Below are 22,920 nucleotides of genomic sequence, written 5' to 3' on the forward strand. Positions count from 1 at the left end.
TCTGCGAAGATCCCGGTGACGAGCAGGGCGCGCGGGCTGGCGCGCCGTGCCGACGGAGTCAGCTCGCCCTACCGGGAGGCACGATGAGCACGTCCACCACGCACGGCCGCCACGAGGCGCCCGACCGCAACCTGGCCCTGGAGCTGGTCCGGGTCACCGAGGCCGCCGCGATGGCCGCGGGCCGCTGGGTGGGGCGCGGCGACAAGAACTCGGGCGACGGCGCCGCCGTGGACGCGATGCGCAAGCTCATCAGCACCGTGTCGATGCGCGGTGTCGTGGTCATCGGCGAGGGCGAGAAGGACGAGGCGCCCATGCTGTTCAACGGCGAGGAGGTCGGCAACGGCAACGGCCCCGACGTGGACGTCGCCGTGGACCCGATCGACGGAACCACGCTGCTCAGCAAGGGGATGCCGAACGCGCTGGCGGTGCTGGCCGTCGCCGAGCGCGGCGCCATGTTCGACCCGTCCGCGGTGTTCTACATGGAGAAGCTGGCCGTCGGCCCGGAGGCGGCGGGCGTGGTGGACCTGACCGCGCCGACCGGGGAGAACATCCGCCGGGTGGCGAAGGCCAAGCACATCGACGTCTCCGACGTCACGGTGTGCATCCTGGACCGGCCCCGGCACGAGGACTTGGTCCGCGAGGTCCGCGAGGCGGGCGCCCGGATCCAGTTCATCTCCGACGGCGACGTGGCGGGCGCGATCGCCGCGGCCCGCCCGGACAGCGGCGTCGACATGCTGATCGGCATCGGCGGCACGCCCGAGGGCATCATCACCGCCGCGGCGCTCAAGTGCCTCGACGGGGAGATCCAGACCCGGCTGTGGCCGAAGGACGACGCGGAGCGGCAGCAGGCGATCGACGCCGGGCACGACGTGGGGCAGGTGCTGACCACCTCGGACCTGGTGCGCGGCGACAACGTGTTCTTCTGCGCCACCGGCATCACCGACGGCGCGCTGCTCAAGGGCGTGCACTACCGCGCGAACCGGTGCACCACGCAGTCGATCGTGATGCGCTCGAAGTCGGGGACGGTGCGCGTCGTGGAGGGCGCCCACCGCCTGACGAAGCTGCGCGAGTACTCCGACGTGGACCTCGGCGGCGAGAGCGCGCGGCACGGCCTGCTGCCCTGATCCCGGTCACCGGCGGACCGCTCGCACCTCGCGGGCGGTCCGCCGTCGCACGTCCGGGGGCGGGTGAGCCGGTACTTTTTCCCGTTCTTTCCCGAGCCCGCCGATCGGCCGATGCGTGACCTGCGGAGACCTCGGATCGGCCGCCGCGGCACAGCCGTTGGAGCGATTCAGACCCCGCCATAAGTGGGTGCCTCGGCCGAGTGAACGTCCTTACCGTCGGTCGTCACTCGGCCCGCCGCACCGGGACCGGGTTGACCACCACCGGCCGCTTCCCAGGGTCGGCACACGGAAGGACTCGTCCCCCATGCGCACACGCTCCCTGCTCACCGGAGTGCTCGCCGCGGGCGCCGCCCTCGCACTGGCCACCCCCGCCTCGGCCGCCCAGGACCCCACCCCGATGGTGATCGGCGGTCACGACGCGACCGAGACCTACTCGTTCATGGTCTCGCTGCAGTCCGGCGGCGGGCACATCTGCGGCGCCTCGCTGATCGAGGCGGACTGGGCGGTCACCGCCGCGCACTGCGTCGAGGGCAGCCAGCCCGCCGACCTCTCGGTGCGCGTCGGCAGCCTGGAGCACGCCTCCGGCGGTGAGGAGGCGGGGGTCTCCGACATCTCCGTGCACCCCTCCGCCGACCTCGCGGTGATCAAGCTGGACTCGCAGGTCTCCGCCGAGCCGATCTCGATCGCCGAGGAGTCCGGCGAGACCGGCACCGAGACCCGCATCATCGGCTGGGGCCAGACCACCCCGAAGCCGGGCGGTGAGGCCCCCTCGACGCTGCAGGAGCTGGACACCTCGATCGTCGACGACGGCGACTGCTCCGGCATCACCGGCGAGAGCGAGATCTGCACCTCGAACCCGGGCGGCGACTCCGGCGCCTGCTACGGCGACTCCGGCGGCCCGCAGATCAAGGGCACCGAGGGCTCCTGGGAGCTGATCGGCGCGACCAGCCGCGCGGGCAACAGCGACTCGACCTGCGCGACCGGCCCGTCGATCTACACCGACGTCTCGGCGCTGTCCTCCTGGGTGGAGGAGAACACCGCGGCCTGACCGGGCCCCGCAGACCGGCCGCCCTTCCCCTGGGGAGGGCGGCCGTTCCACGTCCGGTGAGCGGACCGTTCGCCCAGCCGACCGGACGGACGGTCCGCTCACCTCACCCCCGGTCCGACGAGTGGCCCGGGAAGAGGTGGGCGGTGGGGTCGAGCGCGGTGGCGATGTTGTTCACCGCCGTGGCCGCCTCGCCGAAGCCGGTGGCGATGAGCTTGACCTTCCCCGGGTAGGTCGCCACGTCCCCCGCCGCGTAGATCCGCTCGCGGTTGGTGCGCATCGTGCTGTCCACGACGATCGAGCGCTTCTCCAGCTCCAGGCCCCAGGACCGGATCGGCCCCAGGTCGGCGGTGAACCCGAGCGCGGCCACCACGGTCTGCGCGGGCAGCACCCGCCGCCGGCCGCCGAGCTCCAGCTCGACCTCGCGCACCCCGTTCGCGTCCCCGCGCACCTCGGCCACCTCCGCGTCGGTGACGAGCTCGACCCCGAGCGCCTCGACCTCCCGCACCAGGCCGGGATGCGCGCGGAACCGCGCCCTGCGGTGCACGAGGGTGATGCTGCGGGCGAGCGGGTGCAGCGCCAGCACCCAGTCGAACGCCGAGTCCCCGCCGCCCACGACGACCACGTCCTGCCCCCGGTGCGCGGCGAGCTCCGGCACGAAGTGCACGACACCGCGCCCGAGCCAGTCCCGCGCGGCCGGCAGCGGACGCGGGGAGAACTCCCCGATGCCCGCGGTGATGAGCACCGCCCGCGCCAGCACCGGGGACGCCCCGACCAGCACCCGCGCGGCTCCGTCCACCCAGGACAGCTCGGTGGCGTCCGCGCCCAGCAGGTAGCGCGGTTCGTACGGCGCGGCCTGCGCCACCAGCGCGGCCACCAGGTCGCGCCCGCGCACCGCGGGGAACCCGGCCACGTCGAAGATCTGCTTCTCGGGGTACATCGCGGTGATCTGCCCGCCCGGCTCGGGCAGCGAGTCCACCACCGCCACCGACAGGCCGCGGAACCCCGCGTAGTACGCGGCGAACAGCCCGGCGGGCCCCGCCCCCACCACCAGGAGATCGACTTCGACCGGCCCGGACATGCCCACCCCGCTCGCGACGTCGCATCGTGGATCGCGTCCGAGCCTAGACCCGGGACCCGGTCCGCGCGGGAGGAACGATCTCCGTCACCGTCACCGGTCCAGCGCACGACGGGCGCGGGCCCGGGCGGCCGGAGTGGCTCGCCCCATACTGACCGGGACCGCTCCGGCGGAGGACACTTCGTTCATGGCTGAACAGGACTACCGGATCGAACACGACACCATGGGCGAGGTCAGGGTTCCCGCCGACGCCCTGTACCGCGCGCAGACGCAGCGCGCCGTGGAGAACTTCCCGATCTCCGGCCGCGGGCTCGAACGCGCCCAGATCCGCGCCCTCGGTCTGCTCAAGGCGGCCACCGCGCGGGTCAACGGCGAGCTGGGCGTCCTCGACGCCGACGTGGCCGAGGCCATCGCCGCCGCCGCCGACGAGGTCGCCGAGGGCCAGCACGACGCGCACTTCCCGATCGACGTGTTCCAGACCGGGTCCGGCACGTCGTCGAACATGAACGCCAACGAGGTCATCGCGACCCTGGCCACCCGCCGACTCGGCCGCGACGTGCATCCCAACGACCACGTCAACGCCTCGCAGTCCTCGAACGACACCTTCCCCACCACCATCCGCGTGGCGGCCACCGAAGCCGTGCTGCACGACGTCGTCCCCGCGCTGGAGCACCTCGCGGGCGTCGTCGAGGGGCGCGCCGCCGAGTGGACCGAGGTGGTCAAGTCCGGCCGCACGCACCTGATGGACGCGGTGCCGATCACCCTCGCCCAGGAGGCGGGCGCGTGGGCCTCCCAGGTCCGCTACGGCGTGGAGCGGTTGCGCTCCGGGCTCGGCCGGCTCGGCGAGCTGCCCATCGGCGGAACCGCGGTCGGATCCGGCCTCAACGCACCGGAGGGCTTCGGAGCGGCCGTGGCGGCGGAGCTCGCCCGCGTCACCGGGTTGCCGCTGACCGAGGCGCGCGACCACTTCGAGGCCCAGGCCACCCAGGACGGCGTGGTGGAGACCTCCGGGCACCTGCGCACCGCGGCGGTCAGCCTGAACAAGATCGCCAACGACCTCCGCTGGCTGGGCTCCGGCCCGCGCACCGGCCTCGCCGAGCTCGCGCTGCCCGACCTGCAGCCGGGTTCGTCGATCATGCCCGGCAAGGTGAACCCGGTGATCCCGGAGGCCACCCTCCAGGTGGTCGCCCAGGTGATCGGCAACGACGCGGCGGTCGCCTTCGCGGGCGCGCAGGGCAACTTCCAGCTCAACGTGAACCTGCCGGTGATCGCCCGCAACGTGCTGGAGTCCGCGCGGCTGCTCTCGGCGGTGTCGCGGTTGCTGGCCGACAAGGTCTTCGCGGGCGTGACCGCCGACGCGGAGCGGGCCAGGGAGTACGCCGAGGGGTCGCCGTCGATCGTCACCCCGCTGAACCGCTTCATCGGTTACGAGGAGGCCGCCTCGATCGCGAAGCAGGCCCTCAAGGAGCGACGCACCATCCGCGAGGTCGTCCTCGAACGCGGCCACGTCGACTCCGGCGCGCTCACCCTGGAGCAGCTGGACACCGCCCTGGACGTGCTGGGCATGGCCCGCGCGAGGTGAGCCGGGAGGCCGTGCGCCACACCACCGGGCGCGGCGCACGGCCGGATCCGGAGCACCCCCAGCGGTTCCGGATCACAGGTGGGACGCACCGCTGCGGGGCCCGGTTCCGCCGGTCGTGCGCGAATTTCCGCCCCGGAGGGGCACCATGAGGGCGTGGTGCACCTGCACGCGGTCGTGGCCGCCTCCGCCGAAGTCGCGGCCACCCGGGCCCGCGGCTCGAAGGTCGCCGCCATAGCCGGCCTGCTGGCCTCCCTCGACGCGGAGGAGGTCCGCCCCGCCACCGCGCTGCTCTCGGGTGAGCTGCCGGGCGGCCGGGTCGGGGTGGGCTGGTCGGCGCTGTCGGCGCTGGACGTCGCGCCCGCTCCGCGCCCCGCGCTCGGGGTGCTCGACGTGGCCGCCGCGATCGGCGAGCTGCGCGACGTCTCCGGCACCGGCTCCGCGCGGCGGCGCGGTGAGCTGCTGCGCCAGCTGTTCGGGGCGGCGACGGCCGCTGAGCAGGACTTCCTGCTCAGGCTCCTCGGCGGCGAGCTCCGCCAAGGCGCGTTGGAAGGCGTGATGCTCGAAGCCGTCGCGCGGGCCGCCGAGGTACCGGCGGCCGCGGTGCGCAGGGCCTTCATGCTGTCGGGTCAGCTGCCCGCCACGGCCGAGGCCGCGCTGCGAGGCGGCTCGGCCGCGCTGGCCGCGGTGCGGCTGGAGGTCGGGAGGCCGCTGCGGCCGATGCTCGCCTCCCCCGCCGACGCCCTCGACGCGGCCCTGGCCGAACTCGGCGCCTGCGTGGTCGAGCACAAGCTGGACGGCGCCCGGATCCAGGTCCACCGCTCGGGCGAGCGGGTGCGGGTCTACACCCGCGCTCTGCGGGAGATCACGGAGCAGGTCCCCGAGCTGGTGGAGCTCGCGCTCGGCCTGGACTGCGACTCGGTGGTGCTCGACGGGGAGGCGCTCGCGCTCACCGACTCCGGCCGCCCGCGCCCGTTCCAGGAGACGATGGCGCGCTTCGGCGCGCGCGGTCCCCGCGACGAGATCCTGCGGCCGCACTTCTTCGACTGCTTGCACCTGGACGGCGCGGACCTCGTCGACGAGCCGCTGCACCGGCGGCTCGACGCGCTCGCGCGCGTCGCCCCGGGTCACCGCGTCCCCGGCGTGCGCCCGGGCTCGGCGCGGGAGGCGGCGGCGGTGCTGGACGACGCGCTCGCCGCGGGCCACGAGGGCGTCGTGGCGAAGGACCTCGATTCGCCCTACGCGGCCGGCCGGCGGGGCCGGGCCTGGCGCAAGATCAAGCCCGCGCACTCGCTGGACCTCGTGGTGCTGGCCGCGGAGTGGGGTCACGGGCGGCGCACCGGGCTGCTGTCCAACCTGCACCTGGGAGCCCGCGATCCCGACGGCGGTCCACCGATCATGGTCGGCAAGACCTTCAAGGGCCTCACCGATGAGCTGCTCGCCTGGCAGACGGCCGAGCTGCCGCGGCACGAGACGCACCGCGATCGCTGGGCCGTGCACCTGCGCCCCGAGCTCGTGGTGGAGATCGAGCTGGACGGCGTCCAGGTCAGCACCCGCTACCCCGGCGGCGTGGCGCTGCGCTTCGCGCGCGTCCTGCGCTACCGCCCGGACAAGGCAGCGGGCCAGGCCGACACCGTCGACTCGGTGCGGGCCATGCTGCCGGGCGGGCGGGTCCCGGATGAGAAGCTGGAGCCATGAGCACCCCCAGCGACGACGAGCAGGTCGGCTCGATCGACATCGGTTCGGGCAGCATCGACCCGCGCGACTTCCAGGCCAGCACCTCCTCGGCCGAGGCCGAGTTCTACGTGGCGCTGCTGCTCATCGAGATCTCCTCCGAGTCCGCCGCCGAACCCCAGCTCTACGAGGAATCGTTCGTGCTGGTCAAGGCCGAGTCGGACGAGGAGGCGCGGGAGAAGGCCGTCGGTTACGGCAAGCAGCAGGGCGCGAGCTACCCGAACGAGGACGGCGAGATCGTCACCTGGAAGTTCAAGGAGCTCGTCGAGGTGAAGAAGGTCGAGGACGCCACCTTCGACGACGGCGCGGAGCTCTACAGCCGCTTCTTCCGCAACTACTCCGCGTACCGCTCCTTCGAGCCGATGCTCAGCGGCGAGGAGATCTGACCGGCCCCCGAAGCGGGGCGTCCGGCGGGCGCCCCGGCGGGATTCCACGCCCCAGCGGAGCGCGGCGGGGTGCGGGCGCGGCCCGGTTCGCCGCGGCGGGGCGGGGGCGAGGTCGTCCTCCGATCGGGCAGCTGAACCGGTCGAGCCGTGCGGTCCCCCTCCGCGAAGGGGGCGTCCGGGCTGGTCCCGGCACGTAGGGTGGCGGCTTGTGCAGTTCTTGAACGGGCAGCAGCCCACCACCGACCTGACCTACGACGACGTCTTCCTGGCACCGCGCCGCTCCGGCGTGGAGTCCCGGTTCGACGTCGACCTCGCCACCTCCGACGGGACGGGTGCGACGCTGCCCATCGTGGTGGCCAACATGACCGCCGTGGCGGGCCGCCGGATGGCCGAGACCGTGGCCCGGCGCGGCGGGCTCGTCGTGCTCCCGCAGGACGTCGCCCCCGAAGCGGTCGCCGAGATCGTCTCCTGGGTGAAGGAGCGGCACTCCGTCTGGGACACGCCGCTGGTGCTGCGCCCGGACGACGCGGTGGCCGACGTGCTCAACCTGCTCCCGAAGCGCTCGCACGGCGCCGTCGTCGTGGTCGACGAGGACCACCGGCCGGTCGGCGTGGTCGACGAGGCCGCCTGCGGCGGGGTGGACCGGTTCGCCCGGGTCGGCGAGGTCGCCGACCCGGCGCCCCTGGTGCTGGCGCTGGACACGAAGCCGCGCGAGGTCTTCGAGCAGCTGGACCGCCAGGGCAGGCAGGTCGCGCTCGCCGTGGACGCCGACGGCAGGCTCGCCGGCATCCTCACCCAGCGCGGCTCGCTGCGCGCCGAGGTCTACGCCCCCGCCGTCGACGGCGCGGGCAGGCTGCGGGTCGCCGCGGCGGTCGGCGTCAACGGCGACGTGCCGGGCAAGGCCGCCGCGCTGCTCACCGCCGGGGTCGACGCGCTGGTCGTGGACACCGCGCACGGCCACCAGGAAAAGATGATCAGCGCGTTGCGCGCGGTGCGCGAGCTCGGGCCGCGGGTCCCGCTCGTGGCGGGCAACGTGGTCACCGCCGAGGGGGTGCGCGACCTCGTCGAGGCGGGCGCGGACGTGATCAAGGTCGGAGTCGGCCCCGGCGCCATGTGCACCACCCGCATGATGACCGGCGTCGGCCGCCCGCAGTTCTCCGCCGTCGCCGAGTGCGCGGCCGCCGCCCGCGAGCTCGGCAAGCACGTGTGGGCCGACGGCGGGGTGCGGCACCCGCGCGACGTGGCCCTGGCGCTGGCCGCGGGCGCCGCTTCGGTGATGGTCGGCTCCTGGTTCGCCGGTACCCACGAATCGCCCGGCGACCTGCTGCGCGACGAGCACGGCCGGGCCTACAAGGAGTCCTTCGGCATGGCCTCCAAGCGCGCGGTGGGGGCCCGGACCCGCGCCGACAGCGCCTTCGACCGGGCCCGCAAGGCCCTCTACGAGGAGGGCATCTCCAGCTCCCGGATGAAGATCGATCCGAGGCGGCCCGGCGTCGAGGACCTGCTGGACGAGATCAGCTCGGGCCTGCGCTCGTCCTGCACCTACGCCGGAGCGCGCACCCTGGCCGAGTTCCACGAGCGGGCCCTGGTGGGCATCCAGTCCGCCGCGGGCTTCGCCGAGGGCCGCCCGCTGCCGACCGGCTGGTGAGCGGACGGGCCGCCCTCCCGGGAGCCCCGGGGGGACGGCCCGCGACCGGTCACGGCGTGAACTCGCCCTCCAGCATCTCGGTCACCAGCGCCGCCACCGGCGAGCGCTCCGAGCGGGTGAGCGTGACGTGCGCGAACAGCGGGTGACCCTTCAGCTTCTCGATCACCGCGGCCACCCCGTCGTGCCGCCCCACGCGCAGGTTGTCCCGCTGCGCGACGTCGTGGGTGAGCACCACCCGGGAGTTCGCCCCGAGCCGGGACAGCACGGTGAGCAGCACGTTGCGCTCCAGCGACTGCGCCTCGTCCACGATCACGAACGAGTCGTGCAGCGACCGGCCCCGGATGTGGGTCAGCGGCAGCACCTCGAGCATTCCCCGGTCGGTGAGCTCGTCGAGGACGTTCTCGCTGGCCAGCGCGCCCAAGGTGTCGAACACCGCCTGCGCCCAGGGCTGCATCTTCTCGTTCTCGCTGCCGGGCAGGTAGCCGAGCTCCTGGCCGCCCACCGCGTACACCGGGCGGAAGACCACGACCTTGCGGTGCTGCTGGCGCTCCAGCACCGCCTCCAGGCCGGCGCACAGCGCCAGCGCCGACTTCCCGGTGCCCGCCCGGCCGCCGAGCGAGACGATCCCGACGTCCGGGTCCAGCAGCAGGTCCAGCGCGATCCGCTGCTCGGCGGAGCGGCCGTGCAGGCCGAACGCCTCCCGGTCCCCGCGCACGAGCTTCACCTGCTTGTCCGCGGTGACCCGGCCCAGCGCGCTCTGGGTGCCGGCCAGCAACCGCAGCCCGGTGTTCGCGGGCAGGTCCTTGGCCTCGTCGAGCTCGACCTCACCACCCTTGAACAGCGCGTCCACCGACTCCGGTGGGACGTCCAGGTCCGCCATCCCGGACCAGCCGGTCGACACCACGTCCTGGGCGCGGTACTCGTCCGCCTCCAGCGCGACCGACGCCGCCTTCACCCGCAGCGGCATGTCCTTCGTGACCAGCGTGACCCGATGACCGTCCGCGGCCAGGTTCAGCGAGCACGCCAGGATCCGGGCGTCGTTGGAGTCGGTGCGGAAGCCTGGTGGCAGCACCTGGGGATCCGAGTGGTTGAGCTCCACGTGCAGCGTGCCGCCGAGCGCACCGATCTGCACCGGCGCGTCCAAGCGCCCGTGCTCGACGCGCAGCTCGTCGAGACCCCGCAGGGCCTCCCTGGCGAACCAGCCGAGCTCCGGGTGATGCCGCTTCGCCTCGAGTTCGCTGATCACGACCAGCGGGAGCACCACGCGGTGCTCGGCGAAGCGGGTCATCGCCCACGGATCGGACAGCAGCACCGAGGTGTCGAGCACGTACGTGCGGATCTCCGTCGAAGCTGCGTCGCCTGCGGTGACCTCGGCCTGAGCCGGGTGTTCCGCTGCGTCCTGGGAACGTCGTGTGGTCACGGCTACTCCCTCGCGGGCGTGGAGCACACGCCCGCTCGTCGGCGGGCCGGGCCGCCCCTGCCCTGGCCTGGCCGGACCGGCGGGCGGTCCGGCGCAGCCACCGAGGCCGCGCACCGGCCCCGAGCGACCACGGAGGACGGTGATACCGTCCGATCCAGCCAACAGCCACGGTCAGGGCCTCCCCGGACGGGCCATTTACGCGTCGACCCGTCACTTCGGACGCTACCTCTGTGATCCGGTCATCGGCAGGCGACCAGGCAGGTGATTCGCCGGAACGTCAGGCGGATGTCACGTGCGCACCGCTTTCGGTGCACCCGGGCGCCGCCGGGACCTCGTCCCCGATGCCCGACCCGTCGCGGTAGCCGCAGGTCACGACGTCGCGACCCGGCCGCGAACGGCCGCGGCCCCGCCGGGACGCGCTCATCCGGACGCACGCACGTGCCGTGATCAACCCAGCGTCCACTTTGGTCTTAACGGGTGAAGAACGGGACATTCCCGACCTATCGCCTATCCGGGATCCTCAGCCGAACGGCGCAGCGGCCCGGACTCCGGGCGGAGCCGTTCCGCGGTCCAGGGCTCGTCGAGCAGCTGCCGGACGGTCTCCGGCCCTGGAACCGCGTCGAGCCGGTCCCGCACCAGCCGGGCGCCTTCGACGTACGCCACCACCCCGCACCTGCGCCGCGGATCGGCGATGTACCGGACGAACCGCCGGGCGCGTTCCGCGGGCAGCAGCGCCCAGCGGCGCAGGTACCCGACGACCTCCTCGGGTCGCGCTCCGTCCCGGTGCAGCAGCAGGGCCGCGTCGGAGCGGACCCGGCGCAGCGCGAACAGCGCCTCGCGCACCCGCTCGGCCCGCTCGCCGTCGAGCGCCACGCCCACCTCCGCCAGCACGTCCTCGGCCCAGCGCCCCCAACCGGGCCCCACCGCGATCCGCAGCCCGAGGTCGGCGATCCCCTCCGCGAGCAGCGCCTGCGGGGTGTCCCGCAGCGCGACCCCGTGCTCCGCCCACCCGCGCCGGTCCACCAGCGACAGCTCCTTGCGGCAGTGCTCCGCGTGGTGGCCGGGATAGGTCTCGTGCGCGACGAGCGCCGGCAGCCGGCCCGCCCAGGGATCGCGATCCGAGTCGACCGCGACCAGCGAGCGGAACCCTCCCCGGTAGCGGTGCAACGCCGACCACGGCCGCCCCCGGACCAGGCGGAGGTCGACGCGCTCCTGCACGGGCAGGCCCGGGCTCGCGCGCACCCGCGCGCGCAGCGCGTCGGCGAGCGCGCGGACGGCCCGGCCCAGCAGCTCCGGGGGCACCGGCTCCCGCTCGCCGAGCAGGACGAGCCGGAGCGCGAGATCACCCCGGCCCGGCAGCAGCCCGTCCAGCGCGGCGTGCGCGCGGCGGTAGCGCTCGGGATCTCCGCGCTCCGGACGGACGCCGAAGCACTCCTCGGCCTCCGCGACGAACGGCGTCGGGATCCCCGCGAGCCGCAGGCCGTGCTGCCGCAGGGCGCGGAGCTGACCGTCGAGGAAGTCCCGGCGCACCGGGTTGAGACGGGCTCCGGCCAACTCCACCCGGGAGCGCGCCGCCAGCTCGGCGAGGCGGGCGGGATCGGCGGGCGCCTCGTCCCGGAAAGGGGCTCCGGCGGGGTGGGACAGCACCAGACCGCCGTCGAGCGCGCCGAGACGCGACGCGAGGCGGAGGTATCCGCGCACCGGCTCCGGATCGTCCACGGACGGACCTTACGGCCGCGCGAGCAGCGGCGGAAGCCGCGCGCGGCTTTTCGCGGAACCCCGTCGCGGAATCGCGAAACCCGAATGCTATGGCGCCGATTCCCTTACCCGTTGGTAACTTCGCTCCGGACGTTCCGGGTCGGAACTTGAGGCCCAAAAGAATAGATTACACGATGGTGTTAACCAGCTGTGCTCACGCCTTCAGGAATGGTTAGGTTTTTTTGCGGCCGCCTCCCTGGGCGAACTTCCGGGGTGCTCGTGAACGAGGGAACGCGGCCGCCACACCCGAAACAACAAGGAGCATCCAAGTGCTGAAGAAGGCAGTGGTCGTCGCCGGTGCGGCGGCGGGTCTGATGGCGCTGGCACCGATCGCCAACGCGGACAGCGCGGACAACGATGGCGTCAACCTGCTGAACGACAACAACCTCAGCGTGCTGCCCATCCAGGCCTGCGGCAACAACGTCGCCGTGCTGGGCGCCGTGGTGCCGGTTCTGTCGCCGCAGACGAGCGACTGCGTGAACGCTCCCGTGGTCGACCACCCGTCCGCCAAGGGCTGAGCCGGTTCCAGCTCGCGCTTCTCAGCATCGCGGAACGCCGCGGAAGAAGAGATCATCTCATTCCGCTCCGCGCGTGTCGAAACCAGCGCGACTCATGATTTCGAGGTAGTGTCACCGGCTAGCCGGAACTCACTCCGATGATTCGGAACAATTCCTCCTCCGGTGACATCTCGACCCGCTCCGAATCGGTTCTCCGCGTGACCTCACGCGAACAATGGTGCCGCTCCGGAGCATCCCGCGGCAATACACAAGGAGAGTGAACGCAATGCTGAAGAAGGCAGTGATCGTCGCCGGTGCGGCGGCCGGCCTGATGGCCCTCGCCCCCATCGCCAACGCGGACAGCGCCGACAACGACGGCGTCAACGTGCTGAACGACAACAACATCAGCGCCGTTCCGGTGCAGCTGTGCGGCAACAACGTGGCCGTGCTCGGCGCCGTTGTGCCGATCCTGTCGCCGCAGACCAGCCAGTGCGTCAACGCCCCGGTCGTGGACCACCCGTCCATCAAGGGCTGACACGCACCAGGCGCTCGTGCGGATGCACGAAGAGGCCAGGTCCTTCGGGGCCTGGCCTCTTCGCCGTTTCCGGAGCGCTCGCGGCGCCGGGGCCGCGCCCCTCCCCGGCTCGGCTTCGCTCAGCCGCCGTAGCGACGGTGCCGCGCGGAGTACTCGCGCAGCGCGCGCAGGAAGTCCACCCGGCGGAACGCGGGCCAGTAGGCCTCGCAGAACCAGAACTCGGAATGCGCCGACTGCCAGAGCATGAAACCCGACAGCCGCTGTTCACCGGAGGTGCGGATCAGCAGGTCCGGGTCCGGCTGGCCGGAGGTGTAGAGGTGCTCGGAGATGTGGTCGACGGTGAGGAACTCCGCGAGCTCCTCGATCGTGGTGCCCTCCTCCGCGTGCTGCTGGAGCAGCTTGCGCACCGCGTCGGCGATCTCCTGCCGCCCGCCGTAGCCCGCGGCGACGTTGACCTGCATCCCGGTGCGGCCCTCGGTGCGCAGCGCGGCGGCGGAGAGCCGGGCCGCGGTCTCCGTCGGCAGCATGTCCAAGGCGCCGACGATGCGGACCTGCCACGGGTTGCTCGCGGCCGTCAGCTCGTCGACCACCCCGGCGATGATCTCCAGGAGCGCGTCCAGCTCGGCGCTGGAGCGGCTGAGGTTGTCGGTCGAGAGCAGCCAGAGCGTGACCACCTCGACGTCGGCTTCCTGGCACCAGCCGAGCAGTTCGCTGATCTTGCGGGCGCCGGCGCGGTGCCCGTGCGCGATGTCGAGCCCGGCCTCCTTGGCCCAGCGGCGGTTCCCGTCGAGGATCACACCCACGTGACGAGGCGATCTGGCCCCGCGGAGCTGACGGCGCAGCCGTCGCTCGTACAGGTCGTAGATGAGTTCCCGCAGACGAACCTTGAGCGCCACGCTCCCCGAGAGTACGCGGGCCCCCGCGCGGCCTCGCCGGTCCCTCCGCCGAACGCGGAGGGGCAGCGGGAACGCGGGCCCGTGCAGCGGACGTCACCGCCTGGTGGGAACGCACCGAACCCGCGGTCCCGTAATCTTGCCCCGTGACTAGCGCATTCACCGCTCGACGCAGTTCCGCCTCGATCAAGCCCCGGATGCGCGGCTGGATCCACCTCTGGTCCTTGGTGGGCGCCGGCGTCTCGGGGGCGACGCTCATCTCGATCGCAGGCGCCACGGTCGGCGCCTCCGCGGCGGTGGGCACCTCGATCTACGTCGCCACCGTGCTCGGCCTGTTCGGGGTGAGCGCGCTGTACCACCGCAAGACCTGGAACTCGGTGGACGCGCGCACCTGGATGCGCCGCCTGGACCACTCGATGATCTTCCTGTTCATCGCGGGCACCTACACGCCGTTCGCGATGCTGGCGATGCAGCCGACGACCGGCGCGATCGTGCTCGCCGTGGTGTGGGGCGGCGCGCTCGGCGGGGTGGTGCTCAAGCTGGCCTGGCCGAACGGGCCGCGCTGGGTGGGCGTGCCGGTGTACCTGGCCCTGGGCTGGGTGGCCGTGTTCGTGCTGCCGGAGCTGCTCTCGAACGCGGGTGTCGCGGCGTTCGTGCTGCTGATCGTGGGCGGCGTGCTCTACTCGCTCGGCGCGATCTGCTACGCGAGCCGCTGGCCCGACCCGTGGCCGAAGACCTTCGGCTACCACGAGTTCTTCCACGCGGCGGTCACCGTGGCCGCCATCTGCCACCACGTCTCGATCTGGCTCGCCCTCTACGCCTGAGCTACGCCGAGGGCCCGCTCAGCGCCTCCGCCAGGGCCTCGGAATCGGTGACCGGGCGGTCGCAGACGTACCCGCGGCAGACGTAGGCGGCGGGGACGCCGTCGACCAGCCCGCGACCGGCGAGCAGCGGGACCTCCGGGGCCTCCGGTTCGCCCGCGACCGCGACCGCCCCACCGGGGGCGCGTCGGCGGGCGGTGGCCAGCAGCTCCGCCCGCGCCGATCCCGGTTCGCCCGCGATGGCGATCTGCACCGGGCCGTGCCGCAGCGCCTCCGCGGTGGCCAGCCAGTGCCCGGCGAAGCGGGGCGCGCGCTGGGCCAGCAGCCCGGAGCGGGCTACCGCCTGCTCGGCCGCGAGCCGGTAGCGGGCGGCCCGGTCCGGACCCGCCAGCGCGGCGGCCGAGGCCAGCGCCGCCGCGGTCGCGGAGGCGCCGGAGGGGCTCGCGTTGTCGGTCGGATCGGAAGGCCTGCGCACCAGCGCCTCCGCGTCCGAGGCGGTGTCGTGGAAGACGCCCGGGTGCTCGGGCTCGGCGAAGCGCTCCAGCGCCACGTCCAGCAGGGCGCAGGCCACGTCCAGCCAGCGCCGCTCGCCGGTGGCCTGGTGGAGCGCGAGCAAGCCCTCGGCGAGGCAGCCGTGGTCCTCCAGCACGCCGGCGGCGCGCCCCACGACCCCGTGGCGGGAGCTGCGGCGCAGCCTGCCGTCGACCAGGTGCCGGTCCACCAGCAGTTCCGCCGCCCGGCGGGCGTCGTCGATCCACCCCGGTTCGTCCAGCGCGGCGGCGGCTTCGACCAGCGCGGTCAGCGCCATGCCGTTCCACGCGGTGACGACCTTGTCGTCGAGGCCGGGCTGCGGACGGCGCGAGCGGGCCTCGGCGAGCGCCTCCCGCACGCGCTGCCATCGCACGGGGTCCTCGGGGTCGCGCGGCAGCCGCAGCGTGGACGCGCCGTGCTCGAAGGTCCCCGCGTCGGTGACGGAGAGGAGGTCTGCGGCCCACGCCGCGTCCCGCTCACCCAGCACCTCGCGCAACTCCTCCGGGGTCCACACGTAGGTGAGCCCCTCCACGCCCTCGGTGTCGGCGTCCAGGGAGGCCGCGAAGGCCCCCTCCGGGGTGCGCAGGTCCCGCAGCAGGAACTCGGCGGTCATCCGCGCCACCCGCTGAGCCAGGCCTGCGGATCCGGTGCCCAACCGGGCGAGGTGGGCGTAGGCGCGGAGCAGCAGCGCGTTGTCGTAGAGCATCTTCTCGAAGTGCGGCACCACCCACTCCGCGTCGACGCTGTAGCGCGCGAACCCGCCCGCGAGCTGGTCGTGCAGGCCGCCGCGGGCCATCGCCTCGCAGGTGCGCTCGGCCAGCTCCAGCGCCGTCGCCGAGCCGGTCCGCTCGTGGTGGCGCAGCAGGAATTCGAGAACCATCGACGGCGGGAACTTCGGGGCCCCGCCGAAGCCGGCGTTGACCTGGTCGAACTCGTCGTCGAGCCGGGCGACCGCCGACTCCAGCACCTGCTCGTCGACACCGGCTTCGGGCAGTCCCGGCCCCTGGCCCGCGAGCTGCTCGACGACGCGCGAGGCAGCGGCGCGCACCTCGTCCCCGCGCTCGGTCCACGCGCTCGCCACCGCCTCGAGCAGCTGGGGGAACGAGGGCATCCCGCGCAGCGGCTTCGGCGGGTAGTAGGTGCCGCAGTGGAACGGCTCGCCGTCCGGCGTGAGGAAGCAGGTCATCGGCCAGCCGCCCTGGCCGGTCATGGCCTGGGTGACCTCCATGTAGACCGCGTCGACGTCGGGCCGCTCCTCCCGGTCCACCTTGACGTTCACGAAGTGCTCGTTCATGACCGCCGCGATCTCGGGGTCCTCGAACGACTCGTGCGCCATCACGTGACACCAGTGGCAGGCGGCGTAGCCGACGGACAGCAGCACCGGGACGTCCCGGCGGCGAGCCTCCTCGAAGGCCTCCGGCGACCAGGGCCACCACCGCACCGGGTTGTCCGCGTGCTGCAGCAGGTAGGGGCTGGTGGCATCGGCCAGGCGGTTCATGCCCCCAGCCTCCCACCCGCAGTTGATCGCCGCACCCACCTCGGGAGGCGCGGCTCAGCCCGTCGCGGCGCCGCTGCCCCTGGGATTCGCCTCGCCCGCCTCCTCGGCCGAGTCGGCGGCCTCGGCGTCCGCCTCCGCGCGCGCCTGGGCGCGCCGGGCGCGAGCCGGCGCCGCGGCGGCGGCTCGCTGCTCGTCGAAGCTGGTGGGCAGCTTCTTGAGGTGCTTGGTCATCGAGCGGATCAGGAACGCCACCGCGATGAAGAACAGCACCAGCAGCAGCAGTCCGACCGGCGAGGACTTGCCGAAGTCCTCCCCCTGCCCGCCGGGATCCTCCGGCGGGGCTGGCGCCTGCGCGACCAGCAGGGTCAGCGCCTCGTGCGCGTTCATGCCGACACCTTCTCCCGCACCCCGGAGAACAGGTCGTCCTCCGGCAACGTCGAATCGACCAGCGAGCGCACCAGCTCGTAGTCCTCGGTCGGCCACAGCGCGCGCTGGATGTCCAGCGGGACCGCGAACCACCGGCTGTCCGGGTCGATCTGGGTCGCGTGCGCCCGCAGCGCGTCGTCCCGCGCCTCGAAGTGCGCCCCGCACTCGACGCGGGTCGTGACCCGCTCGTCGGTGTCCGGGCGGGTCCCGTCCCAGCGGGCCAGCCAGTCGCCGTAGGGCGAGTCGAGGCCGCGCTCCAGCAGGGCGTCGTGGAACAGCTGCATCTTCTTGCGGGAGAAGCCGTGCGAGTAGTACAGCTTCAGCGGCTGCCACGGCTCGCCCCGGTCCTGGTGCAGCTCCGGGTCGCCCGCCGCGTCGAACGCCGCCATCGAGACCTCGTGGCAGCGGATGTGGTCGGGGTGCGGGTAGCCGCCGTTCTCGTCGTAGGTGATCACGACGTGCGGACGGAACTCGCGCAGCAGCCCGACCAGATCGGCGATCGGGCCGGACGGGTCGATCGCGGCGAAGCAGCCCTCCGGCAGCGGGGGCAGCGGGTCCCCCTCCGGCAGGCCCGAATCGACGTAGCCCAGCCAGCGGTGCTGAACACCGAGGATCTCGGCGGCCTTCGCCATCTCCTGCTTGCGGATCTCCGGCAGGTTCGCCAGCACGTCCGGGCGCTCCATGGCGGGGTTGAGGATGCTGCCCGCCTCGCCACCGGTGCAGGTGACGACCATCACGTCGTGCCCCTCCGCCACGTAGCGCGCGGTGGTCGCCGCACCTTTGCTGGACTCGTCGTCCGGGTGCGCGTGCACCGTCATCAGACGCAGCTTCTCGGCCATCGGAGGCATGTCCCTTCCCTGGTCACATCACACCCGGCCCCGCTGACTGCCGGCCGGACGCCCACGGGGATACTCAACGCGGGGGTCACCACCCATTGTTCCCAACGGGTCGACCCTCCCGAACGGCCGGGGCGGGCACCTCCGATCCGGCGAACCCGATCGGAGCAGGAAGGCGGCGCGCGGTGAGCAGCAGCCAGGTCCCCGAAGGGCGGTACGGGTCGCGAGCCCGGCGCACCGCCCCGCCGGTGGCCCGCTGGGTGCTCGGAGCGCTCGTCCTCGTGGTACTCGCCGGGGTGTCGGTCCTCGGGTACCAGAACCTCGGCAGCGCGCCGATCGAGGGCAAGCAGGTCGCCTTCGACGTCCTCGACGACGGCGCCGTCCAGGTCACCGCCGAAGTCCGCCGCGACGACCCGGCCGCGCCCGCCGAGTGCGTCATCCGCGCCCGCGCGGAGTCCGGCGAGGAGGTCGGGCGGAAAGAGGTCCTCGTTCCCCCGGGAGGCGGAACGGTGCGCGTGGACACGGTCCTGCGCACGTCCCATCGAGCGACCATCGGGGAGGTGTACGGCTGCACCTACCGCGTTCCTGAATACTTGTCCACCCACCAGCGGCCAACCGGGTGAACAAGACCAATCAGCCCCGGATGCTGAGAAAGTGCACTCCATCGGTGGGCTGATTTGTGCTATCGTCAAGCGCAGCACGGTCCCGCGCGGGCCGTGTTTTTTCCGTTCCTAGCAGTACCCGGAATTCCCCAGGGGCGGAAGTTGTCGGCCCGCGGAAGGCGGGTCGCCGTCGACGAGGAGTGGTGACCGTGAGCGATACCCAGGTGACCTGGCTGACCCAGGATGCTTATGCGCGGCTCAAGGGCGAGCTCGACGAGCTCGTGGCCAACCGCCCGGTGATCGCCGCGAAGATCAACGAAGCCCGCGAGGAGGGCGACCTCAAGGAGAACGGCGGTTACCACGCGGCCCGCGAGGAGCAGGGCCAGCTGGAGTCGCGGATCCGCCAGTTGCAGGAGCTGCTGCGAACCGCGCAGGTCGGCGACGTGCCGACCGAGTCCGGCGTGGCGAAGCCCGGATCAGTGCTGACCGTGCGCTACGACGGTGAGGACGACACCGAGCAGTTCCTCCTGGCCAACCGGGAAGAGGGCGCCCACGGCGACCTCGAGGTCTACTCCCCCAGCTCCCCGCTGGGCCAGGCGCTGCTGGACGCCAAGGAAGGCGAGACGCGGGAGTACGAGCTGCCCAACGGCGGCACGATGAAGGTGACCCTGGTCAAGGCCGAGCCTTTCTCCGGCTGAACAGGTCGCGGAAGCGGGCGGGCTCCGGCCGCGCCCGCTCCGCTTATCCGCTGCTTTTCCCGCGGACTCCGGTGCGGCGCGCCGATGCCCGCCCCACGCGGTCCCGCCCCTTTCATCACTCGTTCATCGTTGGTCCCGGAAATTTCCCGCCGAATCGATCGGGACGCGCATTCCCGCATTCCCGTGGTGATGCCGTGCGCATCGCTTTCGGCATCCCGGTTGAATTGCGCGTCCCGTTCCGCGCGCTTCCCCGCCGCGGCCCGGAACTCCCCGCTCCGCGCGGAGCCTCCCGTCGCCCGGTCGGGCGCGGAGACGCCGGTGCCCGGCTTCACGGCGCGTCCGGGCGCTCTCCCGCCAACCGCTCCAGCAGCGGCCGCACCCGGGGCGGCACCGGCGTCGACAAGGTGATCGAGGTCGAGGTCCGCAGCACCTGCGGCGCCGCGACCACTTCGTCGATCACCCGTTGCAGGTCCGCGTTCGACCGCGCCACCAGCCGCACCCACAGGTCGCCCTCGCCGGTCGTGGTGTGCACCTCGCACACCTCGTCGATCGCCTCCAGCCGCCGCACGACCGCGTCCCGCTGGCCCTGCGCGATCTCCAGCACCGCGAAGGCCGTGAGTCCGTAGCCCATCGCCGCCAGGTCCAGGTCCGGCGGGAAACCGCGCAGCACCCCGCGCCTGCTCATCCGATCCAGCCGCGCCTGCACCGTGCCCCGCGCGACGCCCAGCCGCCGCGAGCACTCCAGCACCCCGAGCCGCGGCTCGTCGGCGAGGAGCAGCAGCAGCCGGGCGTCCAGCCCGTCCAGTTCCGTCGCGTCGTGCTCCACACCGAACCTCCTGCGCAACCTGACCAGCGGACCGAACCGCACCCCCTCGCGACTGGACACTGTGACCAGCGCGACGGAAGTCCCTTGCACAGCATGACCGACCGGCTCACGCTTCCGCTCACGAACCCGCACAACGCAGGGAGGCCATCGTGACCGGCACCGTCGACCGCAGCGGCAGCACCGGAGAGCTCGACGACGTCACCTTCGACCAGATGCGCCGGCTCGTCGGTCTCGTCGACCACGACGCGAGCCGAGACCCCTTCCCGGTCCGGGGCATGGACGCCGTCGTGTTCGTCGTCGGCAACGCCACGCAGAGCGCGCTGTTCTACCAGGTCGCCTTCGGAATGGAGCTCGTCGCGTACCGCGGTCCCGAGCAGGGCTTCCGGGATCACAAGGCCTACGTGCTCCGGTCCGGCTCGGCGCGGTTCGTGCTGCTGGGCGCCGTGGACCCGGACAGCTCGCTCGCCGACCACCACCGGGCGCACGGCGACGGCGTCGTCGACCTGGCGCTGGAGGTGCAGGACGTGGACCGCTGCGTCGAGCACGCCCGCGCCCAGGGCGCGACGGTCCTCGACGAGCCGCACGACGTCTCCGACGAGCACGGGTTGGTGCGGACCGCCGCGATCGCCACCTACGGCGAGACCCGGCACACCCTGGTCGACCGGAGCCGCTACACCGGCCCCTACCTGCCGGGCTACGTGGCGCGCAGCGGCGGCTACGTGAAGCCGGAAGGCGCGCCGAAGCGGCTGTTCCAGGCCGTCGACCACTGCGTCGGCAACGTCGAGCTCGGCGCGATGGACCGGTGGGTCGCGTTCTACAACCGGGTGCTGGGCTTCGTGAACATGGCCGAATTCGTCGGCGACGACATCGCCACCGAGTACTCCGCGCTGATGAGCAAGGTGGTCGCCAACGGCAACCACCGGGTGAAGTTCCCGCTCAACGAGCCGGCCGCCGGGCGCAAGAAGTCGCAGATCGACGAGTACCTGGAGTTCTACCGGGGAGCGGGCTGCCAGCACATCGCGCTGGCCACCGGCGACATCCTGCGCACCATCACCGCGATGCGGGCGGCGGGCGTGGAGTTCCTGAACACCCCGGACTCCTACTACGACGACCCCGAGCTGCGGGCCCGCATCGGCGAGGTGCGGCTGCCGATCGAGACGCTCAAGGAGCACGGCATCCTCGTCGACCGGGACGAGGACGGCTACCTGCTGCAGATCTTCACCAAGCCGATCGGGGACCGGCCCACGGTGTTCTACGAGCTCATCGAGCGGCACGGTTCGCTGGGCTTCGGCAAGGGCAACTTCAAGGCCCTGTTCGAGGCGATCGAGCGGGAGCAGGAGCTGCGCGGCAACCTCTAGCGCTCGGAGGTGACGGTGAAGCCGGCCCGGGTGAGCTCGGAGACCACGTGTTCGCGGTGCTCCGGGCCCCGGGTCTCCAGGCTGATCTCCACGTCCACCTCGCCGAGCGCGAGCGCGCCGGAGATCCGGGAGTGCTCGATGTCCAGCACGTTCGCGCCCAGCTCGCCGAGCTGGGCGAGCAGCCCCGCCAGCACACCGGGCCGGTCCGGCAGCCGCACCCGCAACGACAGGTAGCGGCCCGCCGAGGTCATGCCGTGCCGGATCAGCTGCAGCATGAGCAGCGGATCGATGTTGCCGCCGGAGAGCACCGCCACCGTCGGCCCGGCGAGCAGCCGGGGGTGCTCCAGCACGCCCGCGACGGCGGCCACCCCGGCGGGCTCCGCGACCAGCTTCATCCGCTCCAGGCACAGCAGCAGGGCCCGGGACAGGGCCTGCTCGCTGACCACGACCACCTCGTCGACGAACGCGGAGACGTGCGCGAAGGGGACCTCGCCCGGCTCCGCGACGGCGATCCCGTCGGCCATCGTGCGGGTGTCCTCGATTCGCACGGGCGCGCCCAGCTCCAGCGACAGCGGCCAGGCCGCGGCCTGCTCCGCCTGCACCCCGATCACCCGCACCTCGGGCCGCAGCGCCTTCACGGCGGTCGCGATCCCGCTGAGGAGCCCGCCGCCACCGGTCGGGACGAGGACCGTGCCGACCTCGGGCAGCTGTTCCAGGATCTCCAGCCCGACCGTGCCCTGTCCCGCCACGACGTCCGGGTGGTCGAAGGGGTGGATGAACTCCGCGCCGGTCCGCTCGGCGTGCTCGCGGGCGAGCCGCATGGTGTCGGCCAGCACCGCGCCCTCCGCGCGCACCGTCGCTCCGTAGGACTGGGTGGCGGCCAGCTTCGGCAGCGTGGCCCGCTCCGGCATGAACACCGTCGACCGGATCCCCAGCAGCGAGGCCGCCAGCGCCACGCCCTGCGCGTGGTTGCCCGCGCTGGCCGCCACGACCCCGGCCGCGCGCTGCCGCTCGTCCAGGCCCCGCAGCCGCACGTAGGCGCCGCGCAGCTTGAACGCGCCGGTGCGCTGGAGGTTCTCGCACTTGAGGTGGACGTCGGCGCCGACGTGATCGGTGAGCACCCGGGAGTGCGCGAGCGGGGTCCGGCGGATGACGTCGGAGAGCTCCTCGGCCGCCGCCCGGATGCGGTCCACGCTGATCAGCTGCATGTCGCCATCGTGCCCCAACGCGATCGCGAACTGCCGGGCGAGGTGTTCGGTACCCTGCTGAGGACGCGCGCGAGCGACCGCGGCACGGGGGTCTGCCGGGCGCACGCGCGCTCACGACGGCGCATCGGCGCGCGGGGCGGAGGCCCCGAGGAGGGCGTATGGCACCGGTGATGGCATCCGCGGGAGCGCTTCCGCTGGCCGGCGGCGTCGCGGCGGCGGCGATCCTGTCCGCGACGGCGGTGTTCGCCGTGTCGCAGGCCGGGTGCGAGGACCCCGGCTCCTACCGGCAGCGGGACGGGGTCGTGGAGCTCATCGGCGGCTGCGTGCGAGCCGAGGACCTGCCCGTCGGCCCCGCGCCGCGGCTCGGCGAGGCGGAACCGGCGGGCGATCCGTCCGTCGCCCCGTGAAAGCGGCGGCCC

The 22,920-nt window shown here is 73.1% G+C and carries 22 protein-coding genes; 13 read left to right on the forward strand and 9 right to left on the reverse strand.

What is annotated here, in order from left to right; genetic code table 11:
- The first annotated feature begins 83 nt into the window (after nt 1–83).
- Together glpX and ACL03H_RS12125 are read left to right on the forward strand one after the other, a co-directional pair.
- On the forward strand, nt 84–1,124 hold the full coding sequence (glpX, locus tag ACL03H_RS12120; RefSeq protein WP_412811274.1) for a class II fructose-bisphosphatase: 1,041 nt from the start codon (nt 84–86) through the stop codon (nt 1,122–1,124).
- 304 nt (nt 1,125–1,428) lie between these two features.
- On the forward strand, nt 1,429–2,172 hold the full coding sequence (locus tag ACL03H_RS12125; protein ID WP_412811275.1) for a S1 family peptidase: 744 nt from the start codon (nt 1,429–1,431) through the stop codon (nt 2,170–2,172).
- Nucleotides 2,173–2,275: 103 nt separating this feature from the next.
- Here the strand turns inward: ACL03H_RS12125 and ACL03H_RS12130 are convergent, their stop codons facing one another.
- A complete protein-coding gene (locus tag ACL03H_RS12130) occupies nt 2,276–3,250 on the reverse strand; it encodes an NAD(P)/FAD-dependent oxidoreductase (protein ID WP_412811276.1) in 975 nt (324 codons plus the stop codon).
- Nucleotides 3,251–3,434: 184 nt separating this feature from the next.
- Between ACL03H_RS12130 and ACL03H_RS12135 the strand changes: the two genes are divergently transcribed.
- The 4 genes from ACL03H_RS12135 to ACL03H_RS12150 all read left to right on the forward strand — a co-directional run bounded on the left by ACL03H_RS12135 (nt 3,435) and on the right by ACL03H_RS12150 (nt 8,594).
- Nucleotides 3,435–4,829: a class II fumarate hydratase gene (locus tag ACL03H_RS12135; RefSeq protein ID WP_412811277.1), complete on the forward strand. Its 1,395-nt coding sequence runs from the start codon at nt 3,435–3,437 to the stop codon at nt 4,827–4,829.
- 153 nt (nt 4,830–4,982) lie between these two features.
- Nucleotides 4,983–6,524 (forward strand): ATP-dependent DNA ligase, encoded by a 1,542-nt coding sequence (locus tag ACL03H_RS12140; protein ID WP_412811278.1) that lies wholly within the window; start codon nt 4,983–4,985, stop codon nt 6,522–6,524.
- Nucleotides 6,521–6,946, forward strand: coding sequence for a DUF4288 domain-containing protein (locus ACL03H_RS12145; protein ID WP_412811279.1), 426 nt, complete (start codon nt 6,521–6,523; stop codon nt 6,944–6,946). Before ACL03H_RS12140 ends, ACL03H_RS12145 begins: the two co-directional genes overlap by 4 nt.
- 208 nt (nt 6,947–7,154) lie before the next feature.
- Nucleotides 7,155–8,594 carry a GuaB1 family IMP dehydrogenase-related protein gene (locus ACL03H_RS12150; RefSeq protein ID WP_412811280.1) on the forward strand — a complete coding sequence of 480 codons (1,440 nt, stop codon included), beginning with the start codon at nt 7,155–7,157 and terminating at the stop codon, nt 8,592–8,594.
- A gap of 49 nt (nt 8,595–8,643) precedes the next feature.
- Here ACL03H_RS12150 and ACL03H_RS12155 read toward each other — a convergent pair whose 3' ends face one another.
- On the reverse strand, nt 8,644–9,882 hold the full coding sequence (locus ACL03H_RS12155) for a PhoH family protein (protein WP_412811352.1): 1,239 nt from the start codon (nt 9,880–9,882) through the stop codon (nt 8,644–8,646).
- A 639-nt stretch (nt 9,883–10,521) separates the two neighbouring features.
- Nucleotides 10,522–11,733, reverse strand: a complete 1,212-nt coding sequence (locus tag ACL03H_RS12160) for a DUF885 domain-containing protein (RefSeq protein ID WP_412811281.1) — start codon at nt 11,731–11,733, stop codon at nt 10,522–10,524.
- A 308-nt stretch (nt 11,734–12,041) separates the two neighbouring features.
- Between ACL03H_RS12160 and ACL03H_RS12165 the strand changes: the two genes are divergently transcribed.
- Nucleotides 12,042–12,290, forward strand: coding sequence for a hypothetical protein (locus tag ACL03H_RS12165; protein WP_412811282.1), 249 nt, complete (start codon nt 12,042–12,044; stop codon nt 12,288–12,290).
- A gap of 265 nt (nt 12,291–12,555) precedes the next feature.
- Nucleotides 12,556–12,804 carry a hypothetical protein gene (locus tag ACL03H_RS12170; RefSeq protein WP_412811283.1) on the forward strand — a complete coding sequence of 83 codons (249 nt, stop codon included), beginning with the start codon at nt 12,556–12,558 and terminating at the stop codon, nt 12,802–12,804.
- A gap of 119 nt (nt 12,805–12,923) precedes the next feature.
- Here the strand turns inward: ACL03H_RS12170 and ACL03H_RS12175 are convergent, their stop codons facing one another.
- Nucleotides 12,924–13,700, reverse strand: a complete 777-nt coding sequence (locus ACL03H_RS12175) for an isoprenyl transferase (RefSeq protein ID WP_412811284.1) — start codon at nt 13,698–13,700, stop codon at nt 12,924–12,926.
- 194 nt (nt 13,701–13,894) lie between these two features.
- Here ACL03H_RS12175 and trhA point away from each other — a divergent pair, with 194 nt between their 5' ends.
- Nucleotides 13,895–14,521 carry a PAQR family membrane homeostasis protein TrhA gene (gene trhA / locus ACL03H_RS12180; protein WP_412811353.1) on the forward strand — a complete coding sequence of 209 codons (627 nt, stop codon included), beginning with the start codon at nt 13,895–13,897 and terminating at the stop codon, nt 14,519–14,521.
- A gap of 1 nt (nt 14,522) precedes the next feature.
- Here the strand turns inward: trhA and ACL03H_RS12185 are convergent, their stop codons facing one another.
- Genes ACL03H_RS12185 through mca form a run of 3 tightly spaced genes read right to left on the reverse strand, consistent with a single transcriptional unit; the run spans nt 14,523 to nt 17,812 of the window.
- Entirely contained in the window at nt 14,523–16,547 is a 2,025-nt protein-coding gene (locus tag ACL03H_RS12185) for a thioredoxin domain-containing protein (RefSeq protein WP_412811285.1), read from the reverse strand.
- 54 nt (nt 16,548–16,601) lie between these two features.
- On the reverse strand, nt 16,602–16,934 hold the full coding sequence (locus tag ACL03H_RS12190) for a hypothetical protein (RefSeq protein WP_412811286.1): 333 nt from the start codon (nt 16,932–16,934) through the stop codon (nt 16,602–16,604).
- Nucleotides 16,931–17,812, reverse strand: a complete 882-nt coding sequence (gene mca, locus ACL03H_RS12195) for a mycothiol conjugate amidase Mca (protein WP_412811354.1) — start codon at nt 17,810–17,812, stop codon at nt 16,931–16,933. Before mca ends, ACL03H_RS12190 begins: the two co-directional genes overlap by 4 nt.
- A gap of 182 nt (nt 17,813–17,994) precedes the next feature.
- Between mca and ACL03H_RS12200 the strand changes: the two genes are divergently transcribed.
- Nucleotides 17,995–18,432 (forward strand): DUF4307 domain-containing protein, encoded by a 438-nt coding sequence (locus ACL03H_RS12200; RefSeq protein ID WP_412811287.1) that lies wholly within the window; start codon nt 17,995–17,997, stop codon nt 18,430–18,432.
- Between the two features lie 188 nt (nt 18,433–18,620).
- Nucleotides 18,621–19,109, forward strand: a complete 489-nt coding sequence (gene greA / locus ACL03H_RS12205) for a transcription elongation factor GreA (protein ID WP_412811288.1) — start codon at nt 18,621–18,623, stop codon at nt 19,107–19,109.
- A gap of 328 nt (nt 19,110–19,437) precedes the next feature.
- On the opposite strand, the gene ACL03H_RS12210 is transcribed toward greA, so the two are convergent.
- Nucleotides 19,438–19,935 (reverse strand): Lrp/AsnC family transcriptional regulator, encoded by a 498-nt coding sequence (locus tag ACL03H_RS12210; RefSeq protein WP_412811289.1) that lies wholly within the window; start codon nt 19,933–19,935, stop codon nt 19,438–19,440.
- Nucleotides 19,936–20,147: 212 nt separating this feature from the next.
- On the opposite strand from ACL03H_RS12210, the gene hppD reads away from it, so the two are divergent.
- Nucleotides 20,148–21,293, forward strand: a complete 1,146-nt coding sequence (gene hppD / locus ACL03H_RS12215) for a 4-hydroxyphenylpyruvate dioxygenase (protein ID WP_412811355.1) — start codon at nt 20,148–20,150, stop codon at nt 21,291–21,293.
- Here hppD and ilvA read toward each other — a convergent pair.
- A complete protein-coding gene (gene ilvA / locus ACL03H_RS12220; protein WP_412811290.1) occupies nt 21,290–22,501 on the reverse strand; it encodes a threonine ammonia-lyase in 1,212 nt (403 codons plus the stop codon). The genes hppD and ilvA overlap by 4 nt on opposite strands.
- A gap of 170 nt (nt 22,502–22,671) precedes the next feature.
- Here ilvA and ACL03H_RS12225 point away from each other — a divergent pair, with 170 nt between their 5' ends.
- The gene (locus tag ACL03H_RS12225; protein ID WP_412811291.1) at nt 22,672–22,908 is read left to right on the forward strand and encodes a hypothetical protein; all 237 of its coding nucleotides are present in this window, start codon (nt 22,672–22,674) and stop codon (nt 22,906–22,908) included.
- Nucleotides 22,909–22,920 lie beyond the last annotated feature (12 nt).

This window comes from Saccharopolyspora antibiotica (assembly GCF_047200635.1).
In the GTDB taxonomy this organism is placed as follows: Bacteria; Actinomycetota; Actinomycetes; order Mycobacteriales; family Pseudonocardiaceae; genus Saccharopolyspora_C.

Coding starts and splice junctions, on each gene's coding strand:
- ACL03H_RS12225 (WP_412811291.1), top strand. CDS start 22,672: ATGGCATCCGCGGGAGCGCTTCCGCTGGCCGGCGGCGTCGCGGCGGCG.
- ACL03H_RS12130 (WP_412811276.1), bottom strand. CDS start 3,250: ATGTCCGGGCCGGTCGAAGTCGATCTCCTGGTGGTGGGGGCGGGGCCC.
- ACL03H_RS12155 (WP_412811352.1), bottom strand. CDS start 9,882: ATGACCCGCTTCGCCGAGCACCGCGTGGTGCTCCCGCTGGTCGTGATC.
- ACL03H_RS12145 (WP_412811279.1), top strand. CDS start 6,521: ATGAGCACCCCCAGCGACGACGAGCAGGTCGGCTCGATCGACATCGGT.
- ACL03H_RS12185 (WP_412811285.1), bottom strand. CDS start 16,547: ATGAACCGCCTGGCCGATGCCACCAGCCCCTACCTGCTGCAGCACGCG.
- ACL03H_RS12190 (WP_412811286.1), bottom strand. CDS start 16,934: ATGAACGCGCACGAGGCGCTGACCCTGCTGGTCGCGCAGGCGCCAGCC.
- glpX (WP_412811274.1), top strand. CDS start 84: ATGAGCACGTCCACCACGCACGGCCGCCACGAGGCGCCCGACCGCAAC.
- ACL03H_RS12125 (WP_412811275.1), top strand. CDS start 1,429: ATGCGCACACGCTCCCTGCTCACCGGAGTGCTCGCCGCGGGCGCCGCC.
- trhA (WP_412811353.1), top strand. CDS start 13,895: ATGCGCGGCTGGATCCACCTCTGGTCCTTGGTGGGCGCCGGCGTCTCG.
- ACL03H_RS12135 (WP_412811277.1), top strand. CDS start 3,435: ATGGCTGAACAGGACTACCGGATCGAACACGACACCATGGGCGAGGTC.
- hppD (WP_412811355.1), top strand. CDS start 20,148: ATGCGCCGGCTCGTCGGTCTCGTCGACCACGACGCGAGCCGAGACCCC.
- ACL03H_RS12170 (WP_412811283.1), top strand. CDS start 12,556: ATGCTGAAGAAGGCAGTGATCGTCGCCGGTGCGGCGGCCGGCCTGATG.
- ilvA (WP_412811290.1), bottom strand. CDS start 22,501: ATGCAGCTGATCAGCGTGGACCGCATCCGGGCGGCGGCCGAGGAGCTC.
- mca (WP_412811354.1), bottom strand. CDS start 17,812: ATGGCCGAGAAGCTGCGTCTGATGACGGTGCACGCGCACCCGGACGAC.